Annotated in this window: 20 protein-coding genes and 1 pseudogene; 15 read left to right on the top strand and 6 right to left on the bottom strand. The window is 72.7% G+C overall.

Features of this window, described 5'->3' with window-relative positions:
- Positions 1-78: 78 nt before the first annotated feature.
- On the bottom strand, positions 79-651 hold the full coding sequence (locus EES42_RS23865; RefSeq protein WP_124720305.1) for a rhodanese-like domain-containing protein: 573 nt from the start codon (positions 649-651) through the stop codon (positions 79-81).
- A gap of 99 nt (positions 652-750) precedes the next feature.
- On the opposite strand from EES42_RS23865, the gene EES42_RS23860 reads away from it, so the two are divergent.
- Complete coding sequence (locus EES42_RS23860) at positions 751-1,029, top strand: metal-sensitive transcriptional regulator (protein WP_124720304.1); 279 nt, start codon at positions 751-753, stop codon at positions 1,027-1,029.
- A 24-nt stretch (positions 1,030-1,053) separates the two neighbouring features.
- On the opposite strand, the gene EES42_RS23855 is transcribed toward EES42_RS23860, so the two are convergent.
- Positions 1,054-1,815 (bottom strand): sulfite exporter TauE/SafE family protein, encoded by a 762-nt coding sequence (locus tag EES42_RS23855; protein ID WP_124720303.1) that lies wholly within the window; start codon positions 1,813-1,815, stop codon positions 1,054-1,056.
- Positions 1,812-3,197 (bottom strand): MBL fold metallo-hydrolase, encoded by a 1,386-nt coding sequence (locus EES42_RS23850; protein ID WP_124720302.1) that lies wholly within the window; start codon positions 3,195-3,197, stop codon positions 1,812-1,814. Before EES42_RS23850 ends, EES42_RS23855 begins: the two co-directional genes overlap by 4 nt.
- Before the next feature lie 165 nt (positions 3,198-3,362).
- Here EES42_RS23850 and EES42_RS23845 point away from each other — a divergent pair, with 165 nt between their 5' ends.
- From EES42_RS23845 to EES42_RS23785, 13 genes are all read left to right on the top strand, one after another.
- A complete protein-coding gene (locus tag EES42_RS23845; protein ID WP_124720301.1) occupies positions 3,363-4,094 on the top strand; it encodes a PIG-L deacetylase family protein in 732 nt (243 codons plus the stop codon).
- A gap of 196 nt (positions 4,095-4,290) precedes the next feature.
- Positions 4,291-6,975 carry a beta-N-acetylglucosaminidase domain-containing protein gene (locus EES42_RS23840; protein WP_124720300.1) on the top strand — a complete coding sequence of 895 codons (2,685 nt, stop codon included), beginning with the start codon at positions 4,291-4,293 and terminating at the stop codon, positions 6,973-6,975.
- A 179-nt stretch (positions 6,976-7,154) separates the two neighbouring features.
- The gene (locus tag EES42_RS23835) at positions 7,155-8,123 is read left to right on the top strand and encodes an NADPH:quinone oxidoreductase family protein (RefSeq protein WP_124720299.1); all 969 of its coding nucleotides are present in this window, start codon (positions 7,155-7,157) and stop codon (positions 8,121-8,123) included.
- Complete coding sequence (locus tag EES42_RS23830) at positions 8,120-9,307, top strand: acyl-CoA dehydrogenase family protein (RefSeq protein ID WP_124720298.1); 1,188 nt, start codon at positions 8,120-8,122, stop codon at positions 9,305-9,307. Before EES42_RS23835 ends, EES42_RS23830 begins: the two co-directional genes overlap by 4 nt.
- Complete coding sequence (locus tag EES42_RS23825) at positions 9,304-10,434, top strand: acyl-CoA dehydrogenase family protein (protein WP_124720297.1); 1,131 nt, start codon at positions 9,304-9,306, stop codon at positions 10,432-10,434. The genes EES42_RS23830 and EES42_RS23825 overlap by 4 nt, the downstream gene beginning before the upstream one ends.
- 166 nt (positions 10,435-10,600) lie before the next feature.
- Positions 10,601-12,205, top strand: coding sequence for an ABC transporter substrate-binding protein (locus tag EES42_RS23820; RefSeq protein ID WP_124720296.1), 1,605 nt, complete (start codon positions 10,601-10,603; stop codon positions 12,203-12,205).
- 23 nt (positions 12,206-12,228) lie between these two features.
- Positions 12,229-13,194 carry an ABC transporter permease gene (locus tag EES42_RS23815; protein ID WP_206433583.1) on the top strand — a complete coding sequence of 322 codons (966 nt, stop codon included), beginning with the start codon at positions 12,229-12,231 and terminating at the stop codon, positions 13,192-13,194.
- Entirely contained in the window at positions 13,187-14,044 is an 858-nt protein-coding gene (locus EES42_RS23810) for an ABC transporter permease (protein WP_124720295.1), read from the top strand. The genes EES42_RS23815 and EES42_RS23810 overlap by 8 nt, the downstream gene beginning before the upstream one ends.
- 128 nt (positions 14,045-14,172) lie before the next feature.
- Positions 14,173-15,090 (top strand): ABC transporter ATP-binding protein, encoded by a 918-nt coding sequence (locus tag EES42_RS23805; protein ID WP_241196604.1) that lies wholly within the window; start codon positions 14,173-14,175, stop codon positions 15,088-15,090.
- Complete coding sequence (locus EES42_RS23800) at positions 15,083-15,778, top strand: ABC transporter ATP-binding protein (protein WP_124720293.1); 696 nt, start codon at positions 15,083-15,085, stop codon at positions 15,776-15,778. The genes EES42_RS23805 and EES42_RS23800 overlap by 8 nt, the downstream gene beginning before the upstream one ends.
- Positions 15,779-15,868: 90 nt before the next feature.
- Positions 15,869-16,984: a ricin-type beta-trefoil lectin domain protein gene (locus tag EES42_RS23795; RefSeq protein ID WP_124720292.1), complete on the top strand. Its 1,116-nt coding sequence runs from the start codon at positions 15,869-15,871 to the stop codon at positions 16,982-16,984.
- A 134-nt stretch (positions 16,985-17,118) separates the two neighbouring features.
- Positions 17,119-18,003 carry a phosphatidylinositol-specific phospholipase C/glycerophosphodiester phosphodiesterase family protein gene (locus EES42_RS23790; RefSeq protein WP_124720291.1) on the top strand — a complete coding sequence of 295 codons (885 nt, stop codon included), beginning with the start codon at positions 17,119-17,121 and terminating at the stop codon, positions 18,001-18,003.
- Positions 18,004-18,169: 166 nt separating this feature from the next.
- Complete coding sequence (locus EES42_RS23785) at positions 18,170-18,364, top strand: hypothetical protein (protein WP_124720290.1); 195 nt, start codon at positions 18,170-18,172, stop codon at positions 18,362-18,364.
- Positions 18,365-18,400: 36 nt separating this feature from the next.
- On the opposite strand, the pseudogene EES42_RS46340 reads toward EES42_RS23785, so the two are convergent.
- The 3 genes and pseudogenes from EES42_RS46340 to EES42_RS23770 form a co-directional block, all read right to left on the bottom strand.
- Positions 18,401-18,544: pseudogene (locus EES42_RS46340) on the bottom strand (LacI family transcriptional regulator); the annotation flags it as partial.
- Between the two features lie 99 nt (positions 18,545-18,643).
- Positions 18,644-18,967, bottom strand: coding sequence for a DMT family transporter (locus EES42_RS23775; RefSeq protein ID WP_124720289.1), 324 nt, complete (start codon positions 18,965-18,967; stop codon positions 18,644-18,646).
- Complete coding sequence (locus EES42_RS23770; RefSeq protein ID WP_124720288.1) at positions 18,964-19,614, bottom strand: FMN-dependent NADH-azoreductase; 651 nt, start codon at positions 19,612-19,614, stop codon at positions 18,964-18,966. Before EES42_RS23770 ends, EES42_RS23775 begins: the two co-directional genes overlap by 4 nt.
- A gap of 95 nt (positions 19,615-19,709) precedes the next feature.
- Between EES42_RS23770 and EES42_RS23765 the strand changes: the two genes are divergently transcribed.
- Complete coding sequence (locus tag EES42_RS23765) at positions 19,710-20,264, top strand: TetR/AcrR family transcriptional regulator (protein WP_124720287.1); 555 nt, start codon at positions 19,710-19,712, stop codon at positions 20,262-20,264.
- The last annotated feature ends 51 nt before the right edge of the window (positions 20,265-20,315 follow it).

Below are 20,315 nucleotides of genomic sequence, written 5' to 3'. Positions count from 1 at the left end.
CCGGCCCTGGTCGTGGGCGGTCCGGACCCTGGTTGTGAGCGGGAGGAGCCGGACGGCCGGCTCCTCCCGCTCACGGCGTCAGCTCCGAAGGGCGTGCAGCGTGTCGTCCAGACCGGCGGCCGAGCGCGGGGCGCGGTTGTACGGCAGCTTCGACAAGGCCGCCGCCATGCCGCACGTGTTGCTCACGGCGGAGAACACCAGGCCGGAGCCGATCCCGGCGGATATCCAGCGCGCCGCCGGGAACCGCACCCCGGCGAGCAGACCGGCCACCACGAGCGAACCGGCGGCGAGCCGCACCTGACGCTCCATCGGCCAGGTCGCACGGGCCCCGGCGGGGTGGTCGAGGTCGCGTCCCTCACCCTCCCAGGCCGAGGTGCCGCCGGAGAGCGTCGCGGCGTCGACATCGGCGGCGGCGAGAATGTCGCAGGCCCGGGTGGAGCGGACCCCGGACGCGCACACCATCAGCAGCGGGCCGCGGGCCGCTGCGGACTTCAGCGCGGGCACGGCCTCGGAGAGGCGGTCCAGCGGGATGTTCAGCGCACCGGGAACGTGCCCGGAGGCGTACTCGCCGGGGGCCCGCACATCTATCACGGTGAACTCCGCGAGACGGGCCGCGGCCTGGGCGGGGGAGAGGGAGACGGGGCTGGTCACGAGCTGTGTTTCCTTTCGTTCACCGGGGCTCGGGAGGAACTCGGTCCGCCCTTCCCCGGTCGGGCTAGAATACCCCTTGGGGTATCAGGAGGAGGATGTGTGGAACTCGACATGGCGGCCGACGAACTGAAGTCGGTCCTCAACCGCCTTCGCCGCGCACAGGGCCAGCTCGCCGGAGTGATCCGGATGATCGAGGAGGGCCGGGACTGCGAGGACGTGATCACGCAGATGGCGGCGGTGTCCCGGGCGCTGGACCGGGCCGGTTTCGCGATCATCGCGACGGGTCTCCAGCACTGCATGGCCGACGGCGGCAGCGAACCGGAGGACCGGGACCGGATGCGGGCGCGGCTGGAGAAGCTCTTCCTCTCGCTGGCCTGAGCCGGCCGGGGGCGGCGCCGTGGCTCATGCCACGGCGTCGATGAGCATGAACACGGCCACGGCCAGCAGCGCCGCGCCGAAGATCCGTTGCAGGGCGGCCGTGGACACCTTCGCGGCGAGCCGCCGCCCGTCCCAGGCACCGAGCACCGCCGTCGCCGTGAACGGGGCGATCACCGCCCAGTCCAGCGTGGTGGGTGTGGCGAGTCGGGTGACCAGCGCGGCCACGGAGTTCACCGTGATGACCAGCAGGCTGGTCCCGACCGCCGCGGTCATCGGGAGGGCGACCACGGTGACCAGTGCGGGGACCACCAGGAATCCGCCGCCCACCCCGAGGAACCCGGTCACCGCGCCGAGCCCGGCACCCGTCCGTGCGACCCGTCCGGCGGGCGCGCCGCCCGCATCGGTTCCGGCCCGCTGCCCCGGACCGGTCCGGGGCCGGAGCATCCGTACCGCGGCGACCGCCGCGAGTACGGCGAACCCCGCGGTCAGCGCCCCGGCCGGGACACGTACTGACAGCGCCCCGGCGACCGCGGCCGGAACGATCCCGGCCGCCGCGAAGAGCCCTCCGGTACGCCAGCGGACCCCGCCCTCCCTGGCATGGGCGACCAGCCCGGTGAGGGACGTCGCGATGACGATGAGCAGTCCGGCGGTGGTCGCCGCGGCCGGGGTGAAGCCGAGCGGATAGATCAGCGCGGGGACGGCGAGCACGCTCCCGCCGCCCCCGAGCCCGCCGAGCGCCAGGCCGACCACCGCACCGGCGACCAGCGCCACGATCAGTGCGGTCACGTCGCGGAGGAAGCGGTCACGGGAGCTGCGACACCCAGGCCGGCCCCGGCCGCCGCGCCGAATCCGTCGTCGACGGCCACCACCTCGCGCCCCGCCGCATCCAGCATCGACGCGGCGATCGCCGCCCGTGCCCCGCCCGCGCAGTGCACCCACACCACGCCGGGCGGCACCTCGCCCAGCCGCCGGGGCAGCTCGTGCAGCGGGATGTGCACCGCCCCCGAGATCGCACCGCCGAGGTGCTCGGTCTTCCTGCGGACATCTAGCACCACCGGGTCCTCGCCCCGCTCCCGGGCCGCCGCCAGACCCGCGAAGTCGGACCTGCGCAACGACCGCAGCGCCGTCGCCGGGCCAGTCCAGTCCTCGGGACCGCCGGTGGCCGCGGCCACCGGACGTCCCATCCCGACCCGGGACAGTTCCCGCTGCGCGTGGGCGATGTCGGCGGCGGTGCTCGCCAGCAGGGTGACCGGCCGGCCCCACGGGATCAGCCAGGCCAGATACGTCGCGAGCGGGCCGTCGCCCTCGAAGTTGAACGATCCGGCGACATGCCCCTCGGCGAACGCGACCCGGCTGCGCAGGTCCACCACCCACTCGCCCGCGGCCAGCCGCCGGGATATCTCCTCGGCGTCGGCCGGCCGGGGCGGGGTCAGATCGAGCGGGGCCGGCCCCGCGGCGTTGGCCGGGCCCATGTGCGCGTAGTACGCGGGGACATCGTCCAGACCGGCGAGCAGCTCGGCGACGAACGTGTCCACGTCCTTGACCAGCGCGTCGTTTTGGCGGCGCTCGTCGCCGATCGTCGTGGCCGACCCCTCGGCCTGCGAGGACGAACAGAAGCTGCCGAAACCGTGCGTGGGCAGTACGGGCACCGAGTCCGCCAGTTCGGCGGCGAGCCGGTGCGCGGAGGCGTGCTGGGCACGGGCCAGTTCGGCGGTGAGCCGGGGCTCCACCAGGTCGGGCCGGCCCACGCTGCCGATCAGCAGCGAACCGCCGGTGAAGGCGGCCACGTCGCGGCCGTCCTCCGCCAGCACGTACGAGGTGTGGTGCGGGGTGTGTCCGGGGGTGGCGAGGGCGCGCAGCGCGAGGCCGTCGTCCACCGGGGTGATGTCACCGTCCGCGACCGCGACCCGGTCGAAGGAGACCTGCGCCGCCGCGGGCACCAGGTAGCGCGCCCCCGTGACCCGCGCGAGCTCCAGGCCGCCGGTCACGTAGTCGTTGTGCAGATGAGTCTCCACCACCAGGGCGATCCGTACGCCGCGCCGGGCGGCGGCGGCGATGACCCGGTCGATGTCGCGCGGCGGGTCCACGACCGCGGCGGCCCGCTGTCCACCGGCCAGATAGCTGCGGTTGCCGAGGCCCGCGGTCTCGATGGTGTCGACGAAGAACACGACACGGCTCCTTCCGTGATGCTTTACCCCAGGGGGTATCTCTGTACCAGGCTAACACCAATACCCCAGGGGGTATTTCTGGAGTGCGGTGAGACGTACGCGACGCCGGGGGAGGTGCTCCTGGAACACGGGGCGGGACCGATCGGCGGCGGATAGCCTGCCGGCATGACGGAGCAGCTGGAGCCCATGCCCACCGACTGGCGGCGCGCCCTGGCGGTGGTCGCGCACCCCGATGACCTGGAGTACGGCTGCGCGGCGGCGATCGCGGGCTGGACCGACGAGGGCCGTGAGGTCGCCTACCTCCTCGCCACCCGCGGCGAGGCCGGCATCGGCACACTGGAACCGGAGAAGTGCGCGCCGCTGCGCGAGCGCGAGCAGCGGGCGAGCGCCGCCGTCGTCGGTGTCTCCGGTGTGGAGTTCCTCGATCACCGGGACGGCGTGATCGAGTACGGCCTCCCGTTGCGCCGGGACATCGCCGCCGCCATCCGCAAGTGCCGCCCCGAGCTGGTCATCACGCTCAATCACCGGGACACCTGGGGCGGCGTCGCCTGGAACACCCCCGACCACCGCGCGGTCGGCCGTGCCACCCTGGACGCCGTCGCCGACGCGGGCAATCGTTGGATCTTTCCGGAACTCGCGGAGTCGGGGCTCCGGCCGTGGAACGGGGTGCGATGGGTCGCGGTCGCCGGGTCGGACGCGCCCACCCACGCCGTCGACGCGACGGCCGGGCTGGAGCGCTCGGTGAAGTCGCTGCTGGCGCACCGTACGTACATCGAGGCCCTGACGGACGAGGACCCCGAGGCGTACTGCCGCACCTTCCTGACCGATCACGCGCGGGCCGAGGGGGAGCGTTTCGGCGGTCGTCCGGCCGTCACGTTCGAGCTGTTCACCCGCTGATCCGGGTCCGGGTTCCACCCGGAATCCCGGTGGCGCGTGTTCGGTGTCGCGCGTGCGAGGGTAGTGCTTCTGGAGGAAAAACCGCAGGTCCGCGTGTCGATGTTGTCCAGACCATTGACATGTCAGCGCCAGGCTGTTGAATTCGGTCATGTTCTGTTGCGCGACTCTGATGACTTGAGTGATCAATGGAGGACCTGTGACGCCTCGCCCACCCCGTCTCACCGCGCTCGGCACGGCGGCGACCCTGCTCGTCGGCGGTCTGCTGGCCGCCGTCCCGGCCGCCCAGGCAGCCGGTGACGCCCCCGCCGCTACCCCGGCCAGGGCCGCGGCCGGCCGCACGGCCCCCGCCATCACGCCGACCCCGCAGTCCGTGAAGCCCCGGACCGACCGGATCACCATCAGCCCGACCGTCACCCTGGTGGCGGGCGACACCTCCGACGAGTCCGCCCTCCAGGTCGTGGAGAGCGCGCTGCGCCGGGCCGGCGCCCACCGGGTCGTACGCGCCGACAGACCCGCCCGGAACGGTCTCACCGTCCATGTCGGCGACTCCGCCGCACTCGCGGCGCAGCGGATCGAGGGCCCGGACGCGCTGCCCGCCGACGGCTATGTGCTCGGCATCGGCGCCGGTCGCATCGTCCTCGCGGGCAAGGACACCACGGGCACGTACTACGCCGCGCAGACGCTGCGTCAGATCCTGCCGGACGCCGGGCACCCGGGAGCCGGCGTCGCCGGGCTCGCCGTGCGCGACTGGCCCGGCACCGCGCTGCGCGGCGTCATCGAGGGGTTCTACGGCACGCCGTGGTCGCACGAGGCCCGCCTCGACCAGCTCGACTACTACGGCGAGCACAAGATGAACATCTACGTCTACTCGCCCAAGGACGACGACTACCTCCGCGCGAAGTGGCGCGACGCCTACCCGGCCGACCGGCTCGCCCAGATCGAGGAGCTCGCCGACCGGGCCGCGCAGCGGCATGTGGAGTTCACCTACGCGCTCTCGCCCGGCCTCTCCGTCTGCTACAGCTCGGACGCCGACGCCAAGGCGCTGGTGGAGAAGTTCCGGACCATCTGGGACATCGGCGTACGCACCTTCGCGGTGCCGCTCGACGACATCAGCTACACCGACTGGAACTGCGCCGAGGACAAGGCGAAGTGGGGGACCGGCGGCGGTGCGGCGGGTGCGGCGCAGGCGTATCTGCTCAACCGGGTCAACAAGGAGTTCATCGCCACCCACCCGGGCGCCCAGCCGCTCCAGATGGTCCCGACCGAGTACTACAACGTCTCCGCCTCGCCGTACAAGAAGGCGCTCTCCGAGCAGCTCGACCCCGATGTCCTGGTCGAGTGGACGGGCGTCGGCGTGGTCGCGCCGACCATGACCGTCGCACAGGCCGAGGCCGCCCGCACGGTCTTCAACCACCCGATCCTGACCTGGGACAACTACCCGGTCAACGACTACGCGACGAACCGGCTGCTGCTCGGCCCGTTCAGCGGCCGCGAGAAGGGCCTGCCCGGCAAGCTGGCCGGGATCACGGCGAACCCGATGATCCAGCCGTACGCCTCGAAGCTCGCGCTGTACACGGTCGCGGACTACTCGTGGAACGACGCCGCGTACGACCCCCGCACCTCGTGGGGCGAGGGCCTGAAGGAGTACGCGGGCGGTGATCCGCGCACCCGGAAGGCGCTGCGGGCCTTCGCCGACGTGAACTACAGCTCGGCGCTCAACAAGGACCAGGCCCCCGAACTGGCGGCGGAGTTCGCCCGCTACTGGAAGTCCGGCGACGCCTCCCGGCTCGCCTCCGCACTCGGCGAGCTCGGCGCGGCTCCCGGACAGCTGCGCGACGGCCTGCCGGACCGGGGCTTCATCGCCGACTCGGGCCCCTGGCTGGACGCCACCGGGTCCTGGGCCACCGCGGCCCGCACCGCTCTGCGCATGGTCGAGGCGGCCCGCGCCGGAAAGGGTGCGCAGGCCTGGGAGCTGCGGCAGCAACTGCCCGCGCAGGTCACCGAGGCGAAGTCCTTCACCTACACCGGGCTCGACGGGCGCAAGGTGCCGGTCCTGGTCGGCGACGGCGTCCTGGACCGGTTCATCGACGCGGCGAACGCCGAGCACGACCGGATCCTCGGTGTGAACGGCCGGCCCACGGCCTCGACGAACCTGGGCACGTACCAGAGCAACTCCGTCGCCCGGATGCTCGACGGCGACGACTCCACCTACTACTGGAGCGACGGGGCGCCCGCCGCGGGTGACGCGATCACCGTGGACCTCGGCCGGGTCCGGGACATCGGCTCCGTCGCCCTCGCCATGGGCAAGCCCGGCAGTACCGAGGACTACCTCCACCAGGGGGTGCTGGAGTACTCGGCCGACGGGCAGGGCTGGCAGCAGCTCACCGCCTTCTCCGGCAAGCCGGACGTCACCGCGACCGCCCCCGCCGGAACGAAGGCACGCTACGTACGGGCACGGGCGACCGCAGGCCAGGACAGCTGGCTCGTCGTACGGGAGTTCAGCGTCCCGACCGAGGACGGCGCGGTGACCGGGGGACCGCCTGCCGAGGCCGGATCCGCGCTGCGCGCGGCGTCCGACGGGGACCCGGGCACCGTCTACCGGGCGGCCCGTGCGCCGGAGGCCGGGGAGACGCTGGAGGTGGGGCTCGTCACGGCGCGCGCCGTGCCCGCCGTCACCGTCCTCCAGCCGGCCGGGTCCGCGGCCCGCGCCGACATCCAGCTGCGCGGCACCGACGGAACCTGGCGGACCGTCGGCACGCTCGACGGCCCGTACACCCGGGTGGACACGTCGGGCCGCACGGCCGACGCGGTGCGGCTCGCCTGGCGCGCCGGGTCGCAGGCGCCGCGGATCGCCGACATCGTGGTGGCCGGCCAGGGCTGACACCCGCGCCCGCAGCCGCCCCGCGCCCGGTCCGGCCCGAGACTCCTCGGCCCGGACCGGGCGCACCCATGTCCGGGTCCGGCACGAACCGGCACCGGCAGGTTGTTCCCAGAGGGGCAAGCGACCGCTTAGTATGCGCCGGAGCAGTGGTAATGCCGACAGTGTTGTGGAGGCCCCTCATGCAGGCATGGCGAGTGCACCGGAACGGCGAGCCGAGCGAGGTGATGCGGCTGGAGGAGACGGACCGGCCCACGCCCGGCGACGGGCAGGTGCTCATCGAGGTGCTCGCGGCGAACATCAACTTCCCCGACGCGCTGCTCTGCCGCGGCCAGTACCAGGTGCGGCCGCCGCTGCCGTTCACCCCCGGAGTGGAGATCTGCGGACGGACGGCGGACGGACGGCGCGTGCTCGCCACACCCGCCCTGCCGAACGGCGGGTTCGCCGAGTACGTCGTCGCGGACGGGGCGGCCCTGCTGCCCGCCCCGGACGCCCTCGACGACGCCGAGGCCGCCGCACTGCACATCGGCTACCAGACGGGATGGTTCGGCCTGCACCGCAGGGCGCACCTCCGGGCGGGCGAGACCCTGCTGGTCCACGCGGCGGCCGGCGGGGTCGGCAGCGCCGCCGTACAGCTCGGCAAGGCCGCCGGCGCCACCGTCATCGGTGTGGTCGGCGGCCCCGAGAAGGCGAAGACCGCCACCGGGCTCGGCTGCGACCTGGTCATCGACCGCCGCAGCGAGGACATCGTCACCGCGGTCAAGGAAGCCACCGGCGGACGCGGCGCCGACGTGGTGTACGACCCGGTCGGCGGCGACGCCTACGCCAAGTCCGTGAAGTGCATCGCCTTCGAGGGCCGGGTGATCGTCGTCGGTTTCGCGAGCGGCGTCATCCCCACCCCGGCGCTGAACCACCCACTCGTCAAGAACTACTCGATCACCGGACTCCACTGGGGCCTGTACAACACCAAGGACCCGGCCGCCGTCCGGGCCTGCCACGACGAACTCACCCGGCTCGCCGCCCAGGGCGTCATCAAGCCGCTGATCAGCGAACGCGTCGAGCTGGCCGGTGCCGCTTCCGCCGTCCAGCGGGTCGCCGACGGCACCAGCACCGGCCGGATCGTCGTCCTCCCGTCAGGAGCCGCCCGATGACCACGCCCGACGCGGCCGGACTCCGCCGCCGCACCCAGGAACTGCTCGCCGCACACCCCCCGGCCACCACCGGCCGCACCGAATTCCTCAAGGCCCGCTTCGACGCCGGACTGGCCTGGGTGCACTACCCGGCCGGCCTCGGCGGACTCGACGCGCCACGCTCCCTGCAACCCGTCGTCGACGCCGAACTCGCTGCGGCGGGCGCCCCCGACAACGACCCGCGCCGGATCGGCATCGGCCTCGGCATGGCCGCACCCACCGTCCTCGGCTACGGCACCGACGAACAGAAACAGCGCTTCCTGCGACCGCTGTGGGTCGGCGAGGAGGTCTGGTGCCAGCTCTTCAGCGAACCGGGCGCCGGCTCCGACCTAGCGGCCCTCGGCACCCGCGCCGTCCGCGACGGAGAGGACTGGGTGGTCGACGGGCAGAAGGTCTGGACCTCCAGCGCCCACCTGGCCCGCTGGGCGATCCTCATCGCCCGCACCGACCCGGACCTGCCCAAGCACCGCGGCATCAGCTACTTCATCTGCGACATGACCGACCCCGGCGTCGAGGTCCGGCCGCTGCGCCAGATCACCGGCGAGGCGGAGTTCAACGAGGTCTTCCTGACCGGCGTACGCATCCCCGACAGCAGGCGCCTCGGCCCGGTCGGCGAGGGCTGGAAGGTCGCACAGACCACGCTGATGAACGAGCGGGTCTCCATCGGCGGGGCACGCATCCCGCGCGAGGGCGGCATGATCGGCCCGGTCGCCCGCACCTGGCGCGAACGCCCCGAACTGCGCACCCACGACCTCCACCAGCGGCTGCTCACCCTCTGGGTCGAGGCCGAGGTGGCCAGGCTCACCGGCACCCGGCTGCGCCAGCAGCTCGTCGCCGGACAGCCCGGCCCCGAAGGCTCCGGAATGAAGCTCGCCTTCGCCCGGCTCAACCAGGAGATCAGCGGCCTGGAAGTCGAACTGCTCGGTGAGGAAGGGCTGTTGTACGACGACTGGACCATGCGCCGGCCGGAGCTCGTCGACTTCACCGGCCGGGACGCCGGCTACCGCTACCTCCGCTCCAAGGGCAACTCCATCGAGGGCGGCACCAGCGAGGTGCTGCTCAACATCGTCGCCGAGCGCGTCCTCGGCCTGCCCGCCGAGCCGCGCAACGACAAGGACGTCCCCTGGAAGGACCTGGCCCGATGACCGCACCGACCGAAGAGACCCACGCCCCCGATCTGCTGTACTCGCAGGCCGAGGACGATCTGCGGGCAGCGGTCCGCTCGCTGCTCGCCGACCGGAGCGACGCGCCGACGATGCTCGCCCACGTCGAGTCCGACACGCCGTACGACCCGCAGCTCTGGAAGGCCCTCGCGGCCGACATCGGCGCCGCCGGGCTGCTGGTGCCGGAGAAGCTCGGCGGGCAGGGCGCGAGCCATCGCGAGGCCGCGGTGGTGCTGGAGGAGCTGGGCCGCAGCGTCACGCCCGCGCCCTATCTGACCAGCGCGGTCGTCGCCACGGAGACCCTGCTCGCACTGACGGCGCAGGAGGGGCCGGCCGACGGACTCCTCGGTGAACTCGCCGCCGGCCGCGGGGTCGCGGTGCTCGCCGTGCCGTTCGCCGCCGCTCGGCCCGGCGCCGCACAGCCGGTCGGCGTGATGGCCGACACGCTGGAGGGCACGGTGACCGGCGTCGCCGACGCGGCCGCCGCCGATGTGCTGCTGGTGCCCACGACCGACGGCCTGTACGCGGTCGAGGCGGGCGCCGAGGGTGTCACCGTCGAGCCGCTCGTACCGCTCGACCTGACCCGGCCGCTCGCCACCGTCACCCTTCACGGGGCGGCCGGAACCAGGCTGGCCGACGGCGCGTCCGCGGTCGCCGCCGTGCGCCGGGGCCTGCTGGCGGGCGCCGGACTGCTCGCCTCGGAACAGCTCGGACTCGCCGAGTGGTGCCTGACCGAGACGGTCCGGTACACCCGGGAACGGCACCAGTTCAACCGTCCGGTCGGCTCGTTCCAGGCGCTCAAGCACCGCATGGCACAGCTCTGGCTGGAGGTCGTGTCGGCCCGCGCCGCCGCGCGCAACGCCGCGGACGCCCTCGCGACCGGCAGCCCCGACACGCCGTTGGCGGTGGCCGTCGCGCAGGCGTACTGCTCCGGGGTCGCCGTGCACGCCGCAGAGGAGTGCGTCCAGCTGCACGGCGGCATCGGCATGACCTGGGAGCACCCGGCGCATCTGTACCTGAAGCGGGCCAAGGCCGACTCGGTCGCCTACGGCACGGCCGGACAGCACCGCGAGACCATCGCCGGAATTGTGGAGCTGCCCGCTCCGTAGACCGGGCAACACCCCGCGCAATTGCGGGTTTTGAAGCGGAGGCGCGTGAAGACGCGCCTCCGCTTCGCTGTCTTCCCGGACGGCGGGGTACCGGGTACCCCTTTACCTGCTGTTTAATTGCGAAAGTTTCGCAATAACATTCGATCTTCAATAAGGGGTGCAGAGTATGACGGCCCGACCGATACGGGGAGCGGCCGCCGCGACGCTGGCGACCGTGCTGTTGTCGACCGCGACGGCCTGTTCGCGACCGGGAGGCCCGGACGGCGGCGGCTCCGGATCGGGTGCGGCGGACTCGGCGGTGGTCGGCATCGCCTATGAGCCCGACAGCCTCAGCCCGCTGCTCGGCTACGGCAAGGACGGCAACTCCAAGATCTTCGACGGGCTGCTCACCCTCGACGACGGCATGAAACTGCGGCCCGCGCTCGCCACCGCCCTGCCCGAGGTGAGCGACGACGGACTGACGTACACGTACCGGCTCCGCAAGGGCGTGAAGTTCAGCGACGGCGAGCCGTTCGGCGCCCAGGACGTGGTCTTCACCTACCGGACCATCCTCGACGAGAAGACCAACAACGCCTCCCGCACCGAACTCGACGCGGTGAAGAGCGTCGAGGCGGCCGGTGACGACACCGTCGTCTTCACGCTCAAGTACCCCTACGCGCCCTTCGCCCAGCGCACCGTCCTGCCCATCGCCCCCGAACACATCGCGGGCAAGCAGGACGTCAACACCGGCGAATTCACCACCCACCCCATAGGCACCGGACCGTATCTGCTCACCAAGTGGTCCAAGGGCGAGAAGATCGCCTTCAAGGCCAACCCCGGCTACTGGGGCGGCGTGCCGAAGGTGAAGAAGTTCACCATGGCGGTCATCAAGGACGACGACGTGCGCGCCACCCGGCTGCGCTCCGGCGAACTCGACGGCGCGATCCTGCCGCCCAACCTGGCCAAGGGCTTCGCCCGCGGCAGCGGCACCCGGACGTACGCCGCCACGACGTACGACTACCGCAATGTGACCCTGCCGACCCACAACAAGGTCACGGGCGACATCGCCGTCCGCCGCGCGCTCGACGTCGCCGTCGACCGCAAGGCCATGGTCGACTCCCTGCTCAACGGCGAGGGCAGGCCCGCCTACGGCCCCGTCCCCACCGACAGCGCATGGTTCACCAAGGGCACCGAACGCCCACACGACCTCGCCGCCGCGAAGAAGATCCTCGACGACGCCGGATGGAAGCCCGGCAAGGACGGCATCCGCACCAGGGACGGCGTACGCGCCGCCTTCCCGCTCTGGTACCTCACCGGCGACAAGCTGCGCCAGGACCACGCGCTCGCCTACGCCTCCGACGCCAAGAAGGCCGGCATCGACATCACCACCGAGGCCGGGACCTGGGAGGTCATCGAGCCGCGGATGAAGCAGGACGCGGTCCTCGCGGGCGGCGGCTCGCCCGCCGACCCCGACTTCGACCAGTACACCCTGCTGAAGTCCTCCCTCGCGGGCGACGGCTTCAACAACATGGCGTGGTACGACAACAAGGCCGTGGACCGGGCCCTCGAATCGGGCCGCAGAAGCGGTGACAGCGCCGAACGCAAGGCCGCCTACGACACCGTCCAGCGTGAACTGGTGAAGAACCCGGGCTACACCTTCCTCACCCACATCGACCACCTCTACGTCGTGAAGGACCGCTTCGGTCCGCTCACCACCCAGGTCGAACCGCACGACCACGGACTGGCATCCGGCCCGTGGTGGAACGTCGAGGACTGGACCCCGAAGAAGTGAACCACCGCCTCCCCTGGGGGCCGATGGGCAGGATGGCGGGACGGCGGGCACTGCTCGCCGTCCCCGTCCTGGCCGCCGTGACGTTCGGTGTCTTCGCCGTCGCCGCCGCCTCCCCCTTCGACCCGGTCAAGGCGTACGCGGGCACCGCCGGCCTCACCGCCTCGCAGGAGAACCTCGACCAGCTGCGCGCCAACCTCGGCGTCGACCAGCCACTCGTCACCCGCTGGTGGAACTGGCTGACCGCCGCGCTCGGCGGCGACCTCGGCGACTCCGCCGTGATGCGCCAGCCGGTCGCCGACGTCATCGGCGAACGCCTGGGCTGGTCCGTACTGCTCGCCGCGACCGCCTTCGCCGTCGCGGTTGTCCTCGGCACGGGCCTCGGCGTGCTCGCGGCCCGCAGGCCCGGCCGCCTGCTCGACCGTTGTGTCAGCTCCGCCGCGTACACCCTCGAAGCAGCCCCGGCCTTCTGGCTCGGACTGCTCGCCATCTGGCTCTTCGCCCTGGAGCTCGGCGTGCTCCCGGCCGGCGGCCTCACCGACGCGGCCAGCGACACCGTCACCCCCGGCCAGGTCGCCACCCATCTGGTGCTCCCCGCGGCCGTGCTCGGGATCTCCCAGCTGCCGTGGTTCTTCCTCTATGTGCGCCAGGGCGTCGCGGACGCGCTCGACGAGGACCCGGTGCGCGGCGCCCGCGCCCGCGGACTGCGCGAACGCACCGTACTGCTCGGCCACGCACTGCGCTCCGGAATGCTGCCCGTGCTCACCCTCATCGGCTCCCGCGTCCCCGAACTCATCACCGGCGCACTGCTCGTCGAGACGGTCTTCAGCTGGCCCGGCATCGCCGCCGCCACCGTGCAGGCCGCCACCTCCGTCGACTTCCCGCTGCTGGCCGCGCTCACGGTGCTGGCCACCGCGGCCGTCGTGCTCGGCAACCTGCTCTCCGATCTGCTGTACGCGATCGCCGACCCGAGAGTGGGCTTCGATGGCTGAGGCCGACCTCGGACCCGCGCGCCGCACCACCCGCCGCGTCCGCGTGATCGCTTCCGCCGGGATCGTCGGCGCGGTGCTGCTCGCGGTCCTGCTGGTGCCGCCGCTGGTCCAGCTCGACCAACAGGCCGTCGACCTCGCCGCCAAGCTCCGGCCACCGTCCTGGGAGCACCCGTTCGGCACCGACGACGTCGGGCGCGATCTGCTGCTGCGCTGCGTCTACGGGCTCCGCGTCTCGCTGCTCGTCGGCATCGTCGCCGGGCTCACCGCGACCGTCATCGGAACCGCGGTCGGCGCCCTGGCCGCGGCGTTCGGCGGCTGGACCGACCGCGTCGTCATGCGGCTCGTGGACACCTTATCGTCCGTGCCGCATCTGCTGCTCGGCATCTTCATCGTCGCGATGTTCCGGCCCGGCGTCGGCCCGGTGATCGTGTCCGTCGCCCTCACCCACTGGCTGTCGACCGCGAGGATCGTCCGCGCCGAGGTGCTGTCGCTGCGCTCCCGCCCGTTCATCGACGCGGCGGTCTCCGGCGGCGCCTCGCGCGGCCGGGTCGTCGTCCGGCACCTGCTGCCCGCCGTGCTCCCGCAGGCCGGCCTCGCCGCGGTGCTCATGGTGCCGCACGCCATGTGGCACGAGTCCGCGCTCTCCTTCCTCGGGCTCGGACTGCCCACCCATCAGGCGAGCCTGGGCAACCTCGTACAGACGGCCCGGGGCTCGCTGCTCGCGGGGGACTGGTGGCCGACCCTCTTCCCCGGCCTGTTCCTGATCGTCCCGACCCTCGCGCTGGCCGGCCTCGCCGGAGCCTGGCGGGAACGGATCAACCCACGCCGCCGATCGGAGCTGATGCTGTGAGTACCGCCCCCGGCCCGAAGGCGCCGATGAGTCCCGCTTCCGATTCCGACACGAAGCCGCCGGAGGGTTCAGGCCCCGGCCCGAAGCCGCCGGTGCTCTCCGTGCGCGGACTCTCCGTGCGATTCCGGATGCGCGGCGGGCGCCACATCGCCGCCGTCAGCGACGCGCACTTCGACCTCGCCGCGGGGGAGTGCCTGGCCCTGGTCGGCGAGAGCGGCTGCGGCAAATCCGTACTGGCCTCGGCCCTGCTGGGCCTGCTCCCCGGCAATGCGCGGACCTCGGGCTCGGCGCTCCTCGGCGACGGCACCGAACTGCTCACCGCCGATGAACGGACCCTCGCCCGCACGGTACGGGGCCGCCGCATCGGACTCGTACCGCAGAGCCCCGCCGCACACCTCACCCCGGTCCGCACCGTCCGCGCCCAACTGGAGGAGACCCTGCGCGAACTGACCGGAACCCGCGGATCCGCCGTGCGCCCGGCCGCCGAACGGGCCGCCGCACGCGCCTCGTTCCCGGCCGGGCACCTCGACCGGTATCCGCACGAACTCTCCGGCGGCCTCGCCCAGCGGGCCGCGACCGCACTCGCCCTGATCGGCGACGCGCCCCTGCTCCTGGCCGACGAGCCCACCACCGGACTCGACCGCGACCTCGTCGAGCGGACCGTGGACGAACTGCGCCGCCACACCGACGGGGACCGGGCGCTCCTGCTCATCACCCACGACCTCGCGGCGGCCGAGCGGATCGCCGACCGGGTCGCCGTGATGTACGCGGGCCGCATCGTCGAACTCGCCGACGCCGAGCGGTTCTTCGGGCAGCCGGGACCGCGCCATCCGTACGCGCACGGCCTCCTGGACGCGCTGCCGGAGCGCGCCTTCGTACCGATCCCCGGCATGCCGCCGGAGCTCGGGGCGCTCCCCGAGGGCTGCGCGTTCGCCGCCCGCTGCGGTCGCGCCGACGACCGGTGCGCCGTACTGCCCCCGTTCGACGGCCGTCTAGCCTGCCACCACGAGGTGCGGGCGGACGGGGAGGAGCCGGTCCGTGCTTGAACTCACCCGTGTCACCGCCGGATACGACCCCCGCGATCCCGTCGTACGCGAGGCGTCGCTGAGCATCGCGCCGGGGGAGTCGGTCGGACTGCTGGGCCCGAGCGGCTGCGGCAAGTCCACCCTGGCCAGGGTCGCCGCGCTGCTGCACCGCCCGTACGCCGGCGCGGTCGTGCTCGACGGCGAACCGGTACGCGGCTGGCGGCACGCCGCCCCGCGTGAGCGGCGCACCGCCGTCGGCGTCGTCTTCCAGCAGCCCCGGCTCGCCGCCGACCCCCGGCTCACCCTGCGCGAACTCATCGCCCAGCCGCTGCGGGCCACCGGCCGCCGCGCGGAGGTGCCGGACCGGGTGGCGGCACTGGCACCCGCCGTCGGGCTCACGGCCGAACTGCTCGGCCGGCGCCCGCACGAGGTCAGCGACGGCCAGTTGCAGCGCGCCTGTCTGGCGAGGGCGCTGGTCCTGCGGCCGCGGTGGCTGATCTGCGACGAGATGACCGCGATGCTCGACGCCTCGACGACCGCCGCGCTGGTCGAGGTGGTGGAGAGCTACCGGCGGGATTCCGGGGCCGGACTGCTGGCCGTGGGCCACGACAGGGTGCTCCTGGAACGCTGGTGCGACCGCACGGTCGGCTGGCGGACGGTGTGCGGGGCGGGCGGCACGGCGCAGGAGTCCATGAGCCCGACCCCGTAAGTCCATGCCCCGGCACCTGACCCACCATCACTCTTGTGGACGAGTCCATGACAAATGAAGTGTCCACTCGTCCGGTGAAGGAGCAGGGACATGCAACGAGCACGCGCCACCGTCGTGGTGGTGATTCTCGCGGTCGCCGTCTGCCTCGGCCTGGCCGGTCCGGCCGGCGCGGCCGGCCAGACCCCGGGTTCGTACAGCAACTACACCTTCCCGTCCGGGACGGCCCCGCTCGACGAGGTCACCTTCGGAACCACCGTCCAGTCCGACCCCGGCCGGGCGAACGTCTTCTGGTCCCACCAGTTCGGATTCATTAATGGAGTCGGCGGCTACATCGGCATGCAGCGCAACCGTTCCGGCGGCGGCCTGTTCCTCTTCTCGCTCTGGGACTCCACCGGGGGCCGGGCGGGCGACCCCGGCACGTACTGCCAGACCTTCGCCGAGGGCGGCACCGGCTACACCTGCCGGCTCGCCGAGCGCTTCACGGCCGGGCACCACTACCGCTTCCGCATCGCCCCCGACACCGCGGCAGGCTGGTACCGGGCCACGATCACCGATGCCACGGCAGGCACGTCCTTCGTCCTCGGCAGCCTGCAGATCGGCACCGGCGCGAAGGTCGCCACCGGCGGAATGGTCGACTGGGTCGAGTACTTCGACTGGAACAACAACGCCGCGACCTGCGCCGACTCGCCGTACTCCAAGGCCCTGTTCGACCTGCCCGGCGGCACGGCGGGCGGCGTCACCGTCACCGCGGCCCTCGGCGCCACCAGCGTGAGCGGCACGTGCTCCGGCGACGCCGCGGTCAAGGGCCAGAGCGGCGGCAGTGTGCACGAGGACGGCATCGGCAACTCCTCGTCCGGATCCGTCGTCGGAGTCGCAGGCGCCTGCGTCGACATCCCCGGCGGCACCACGGACACGCAGCTGAACCTCTGGAGCTGCACCGGCGGCAACAACCAGAACTGGGTACGGGCAGCCGACGGCACCCTCCGCGCACAGTTCCGGTGCATGGCCGTGAGCGGGACCACCGTACGGACCGCGGCCTGTGACGGCTCGGCCGCCCAGCAGTGGCGGACCGACGGAGCGGCCCTGGTCAACCCCGCCACCGGCAAGTGCCTCGACGCCTACGGCGGCGGCAGCGCCAACGGCACCCCGCTCGGCATCTACACCTGCACCGGCGCCGCCAACCAGCGCTGGACGCTCCCGGCCTGATCAAGAAAACGACAGTCGACGGGCGGACGACGACCGGGGCAACTCTTGTGCGGGCCCTGCCCGTCGAGGTGATCACCGTCGCATACTCGTTCGCGTCCGCCCGTCCGGTCCATCACTCTCTCCCGGGAGAATCCATGGCGTCCCCGACCCGCCGAACCGTCGTCACCACCGCACTCGCCGCCGCGGCCGCAGGCGCGTTCCTGCCGGCCCAGACCGCCGCCGCCTCCGACACCGCGGCCGCGTCCCCGGCCGCACGGCACCACCGCACCCGCGCGCTGCGCAGGGCCCACGCGCACAACGACTACCTGCACCCGCGCCCCCTGCACGACGCGCTCGCACACGGCTTCACCAGCGTCGAGGCCGACATCTTCCTGGTCGACGGGGAACTGCTCGTCGCCCACGAGGCCACCGACCTCGACCCCTCCCGCACCCTCGCATCGCTCTACCTCGACCCGCTGCTCGACAGGGTCCGGGCCAACCACGGCACGGTCCACCCCGGCTACCGCGACCCGGTGCAGCTGCTGATAGACATCAAGACGGACGGGGCCGCCGCCTACCTCGAACTCGACCGGCAGCTCCGGCACTACCGGCGGATGCTGACGTCGTACCACCACGGCCGGGTACGGCCCGGCGCGATCACCCCCGTGATCTCCGGCGACCGCGCCGTCCGCGTCCCGATGGAGGCGCAGAGCACCCGGTACGCCTTCTACGACGGCCGGCCCGAAGACCTCGGTACCGCGGCCGGCGCCTCGTTCGTCCCGCTCATCAGCAGCAGCTGGACCGACGACTTCAGCTGGCTCGGCGCGGGCCCCTTCCCCGCGGCCGAGCGGGACAAACTGCGCGCGCTCGTCGCCGCGGCCCATCGTGGCGGTCAGCGGATCCGGTTCTGGGCCACCCCCGACACGCCGGGCCCGGAGCGGGAGGCGCTCTGGACGGAGCTGCTGGCCGCCGGGGTCGACCACCTCAACACCGATGATCTGGCGGGACTTGAGAGCTTCCTGCGCACCCACGACCGGTAGGGCCGGACCGGGACCTTCCGCCCCCGCGACCGGCCGGACGTGACGCCCCGAGCGTGACAGCCAGTCAACACCCGGATGGCGGACACGCCGGTCGTCCGGATGGCTCCTCCGCTGCGCCACACTGGCGGCCGAATGCCGCATTCCGGCGCGGCGGAGGAGGTTGGCCATGGCCATTTCGATCTCACTGGTGCTGCTTCTGCTGATCCTCGCGGTGATCTTTCTCCGCAACGGGGGGCTGAAGATCTCGCATGCGCTGGTCTGCGCCATGCTCGGGTTCTTCCTCGCGGGTACGAGCATGGCGCCGACCATCCAGGACGGCCTGGCGGCCACGGCCGACGTCGTCAGCAGCCTCAAGCCCTGAGACCGCCGGACACCGTGTGACGCGCCGCCGCTCCGGCTACCGGACCGGCGGCGCGGTCGTATTCCGCCGCACCACGAGCCGCGTGGGCACGAGCGAGGTGCCGCGCGCCGTCCCCCTCCGGCGGACCTGCCGCAGAACCCCCTCCACGCAGTGGCGCCCCACCTCGGGGAAGTCCTGGTGGGCGCCGGCCGGCGGTGGAGGGTCAAGGCCGCGACCGGGACCGGCTGAGCCCGGCGCCCGCCTTCCCCGGTGCCGCCGGGGAGGGCGGGCAGCCGCCGGTCACGCGGCCGGTGTCGTCATCCGCGCCAGCACCACACCGCCGACGATCAGGGCGACCGCGGCCAGCCGCCCCGGACTCACCGGATCGTGATGGACGAGGACACCCAGGGCGATGACCCCGATCGCGCCGATGCCGGTGAAGACCGCGTACGCCGTGCCCACCGGCAGCCCCTCCATGGCCCGGGCGAGCAGATACACCGCGCCGATCATGAGCACGGCGCACACCAGTGTCGGCAGCGGCCGGGTGAAACCCCGTGTCGGCTCGATGCTCTGGGACCAGGCGATCTCGACCAGCCCGGCACCGATCAGCAGCAGCCAGCTCATCGGATGCCTCCGCCCAGTTCCCGCGCGGCCGTCAGGGCGGCCGTACGCGACTCGTCGTGCTGTGGGCGGCGGGCGGCGAGCGAGGGGTCGATCCGGGAGTTCACGAGTTCGGTCGTGAGGAAGACCGGGTCGTCGATGGCGAAGTGGCCCGCGAGAAAGTCCCGCAGATAGCGCTCCTGGTGGTCGTACGGCTCGCGCGGGGTGCCGGGACCGTAGGCCCCGCCCCGGGCGGAGGCGATCACGAAGCGGCGCCCCGCCAGCGACATCCTGGGGAACGTCACCTGATCGATCCACGCCTTCAGGGAGGCGGGCACGGAGAAGTTGTACATCGGTGTCGTGATCAACACGACATCGGCGGCGGCCAGTTCGGTCAGCAGCGGCCGCAGCACCTCCCAGGCCCGTGCCTGGTCCGGGGTGCGCACCGCCTCCTCGTACCGGGAGATGTCGGTGATGTCGTGCCGCAGGACGTGGTCGCAGAGCTCGGTCCAGGCCTCGTCGATCTGCGGCGCCGGGTCGGTGCGCAGATCGCGGAGCACATACGCGCCGGACGGATTCGCGCTCTGCCAGGCGGCGGCGAAGGCCTCGCCCAGTTCCCGGCTGAAGGAGTCGCGCCGCGCGCTCGCGGCGATGTGCAGCAGTACGGACATGGGTACCCCCTGGAATCGTTAAGTGGACATTGTGTCCGTTTAGCTGACCAGGGTAACCGGACGTCGTGTCCACTTATTCCTGTACGGTTGGATCCATGGAACGCGCGGACGCAGCAAGGAACCGGGCCAAGGTGCTCGCCGCGGCGAACCGGCTCTTCGCCGCGGGGGATCCGCGCAGCGTGACGATGGACGCCGTCGCCCGCGAGGCCGGCGTGGGACGGGGCACGCTCTACCGCCGGTACCCCGACATCCCGTCCATCGCCACGGCGCTCCTCGACGAACACGAACGCTCGCTCCAGGAGAAGCTGCTCGGCGGCGAGCCGCCGCTGGGGCCCGGCGCGCCGCCCGCCCGGCGGCTGGCCGCCTTCTACGCCGCGATGACCGACCTGCTGGAGCAGCACATCCACCTCACCCTGGGCGCCGAGTCCGGCTCCGCGCGGTTCGCCACCGGGGCGTACGGCTTCTGGCGCGCGCATGTCCGCATGCTGGTCAAGGAGGCGGGCGTCCCCGGCCCGGACGCCCTCAGCGACATCCTGCTGGCGCCGCTGGAGCCCGAACTCTTCGCGTACCAGCGAGGACGGGGCCGCGGCGTCGAGGAGATCAAGTCGGCCCTGGAAACGCTCGCGGAACGGACCCTCGCCGCCGGCTGACAGGCGCCGTGGTCAGCGCCCGGCCGCTCCGGCCGGCCCGCCCCTCAGCTC

It is taken from the genome of Streptomyces sp. ADI95-17, assembly GCF_003846175.1.
In the GTDB taxonomy this organism is placed as follows: Bacteria; Actinomycetota; Actinomycetes; order Streptomycetales; family Streptomycetaceae; genus Streptomyces; species Streptomyces sanglieri.
The sequence above is the reverse complement of the archived record's forward strand: the minus strand, read 5'-3'. Positions and strand labels throughout refer to the sequence as shown.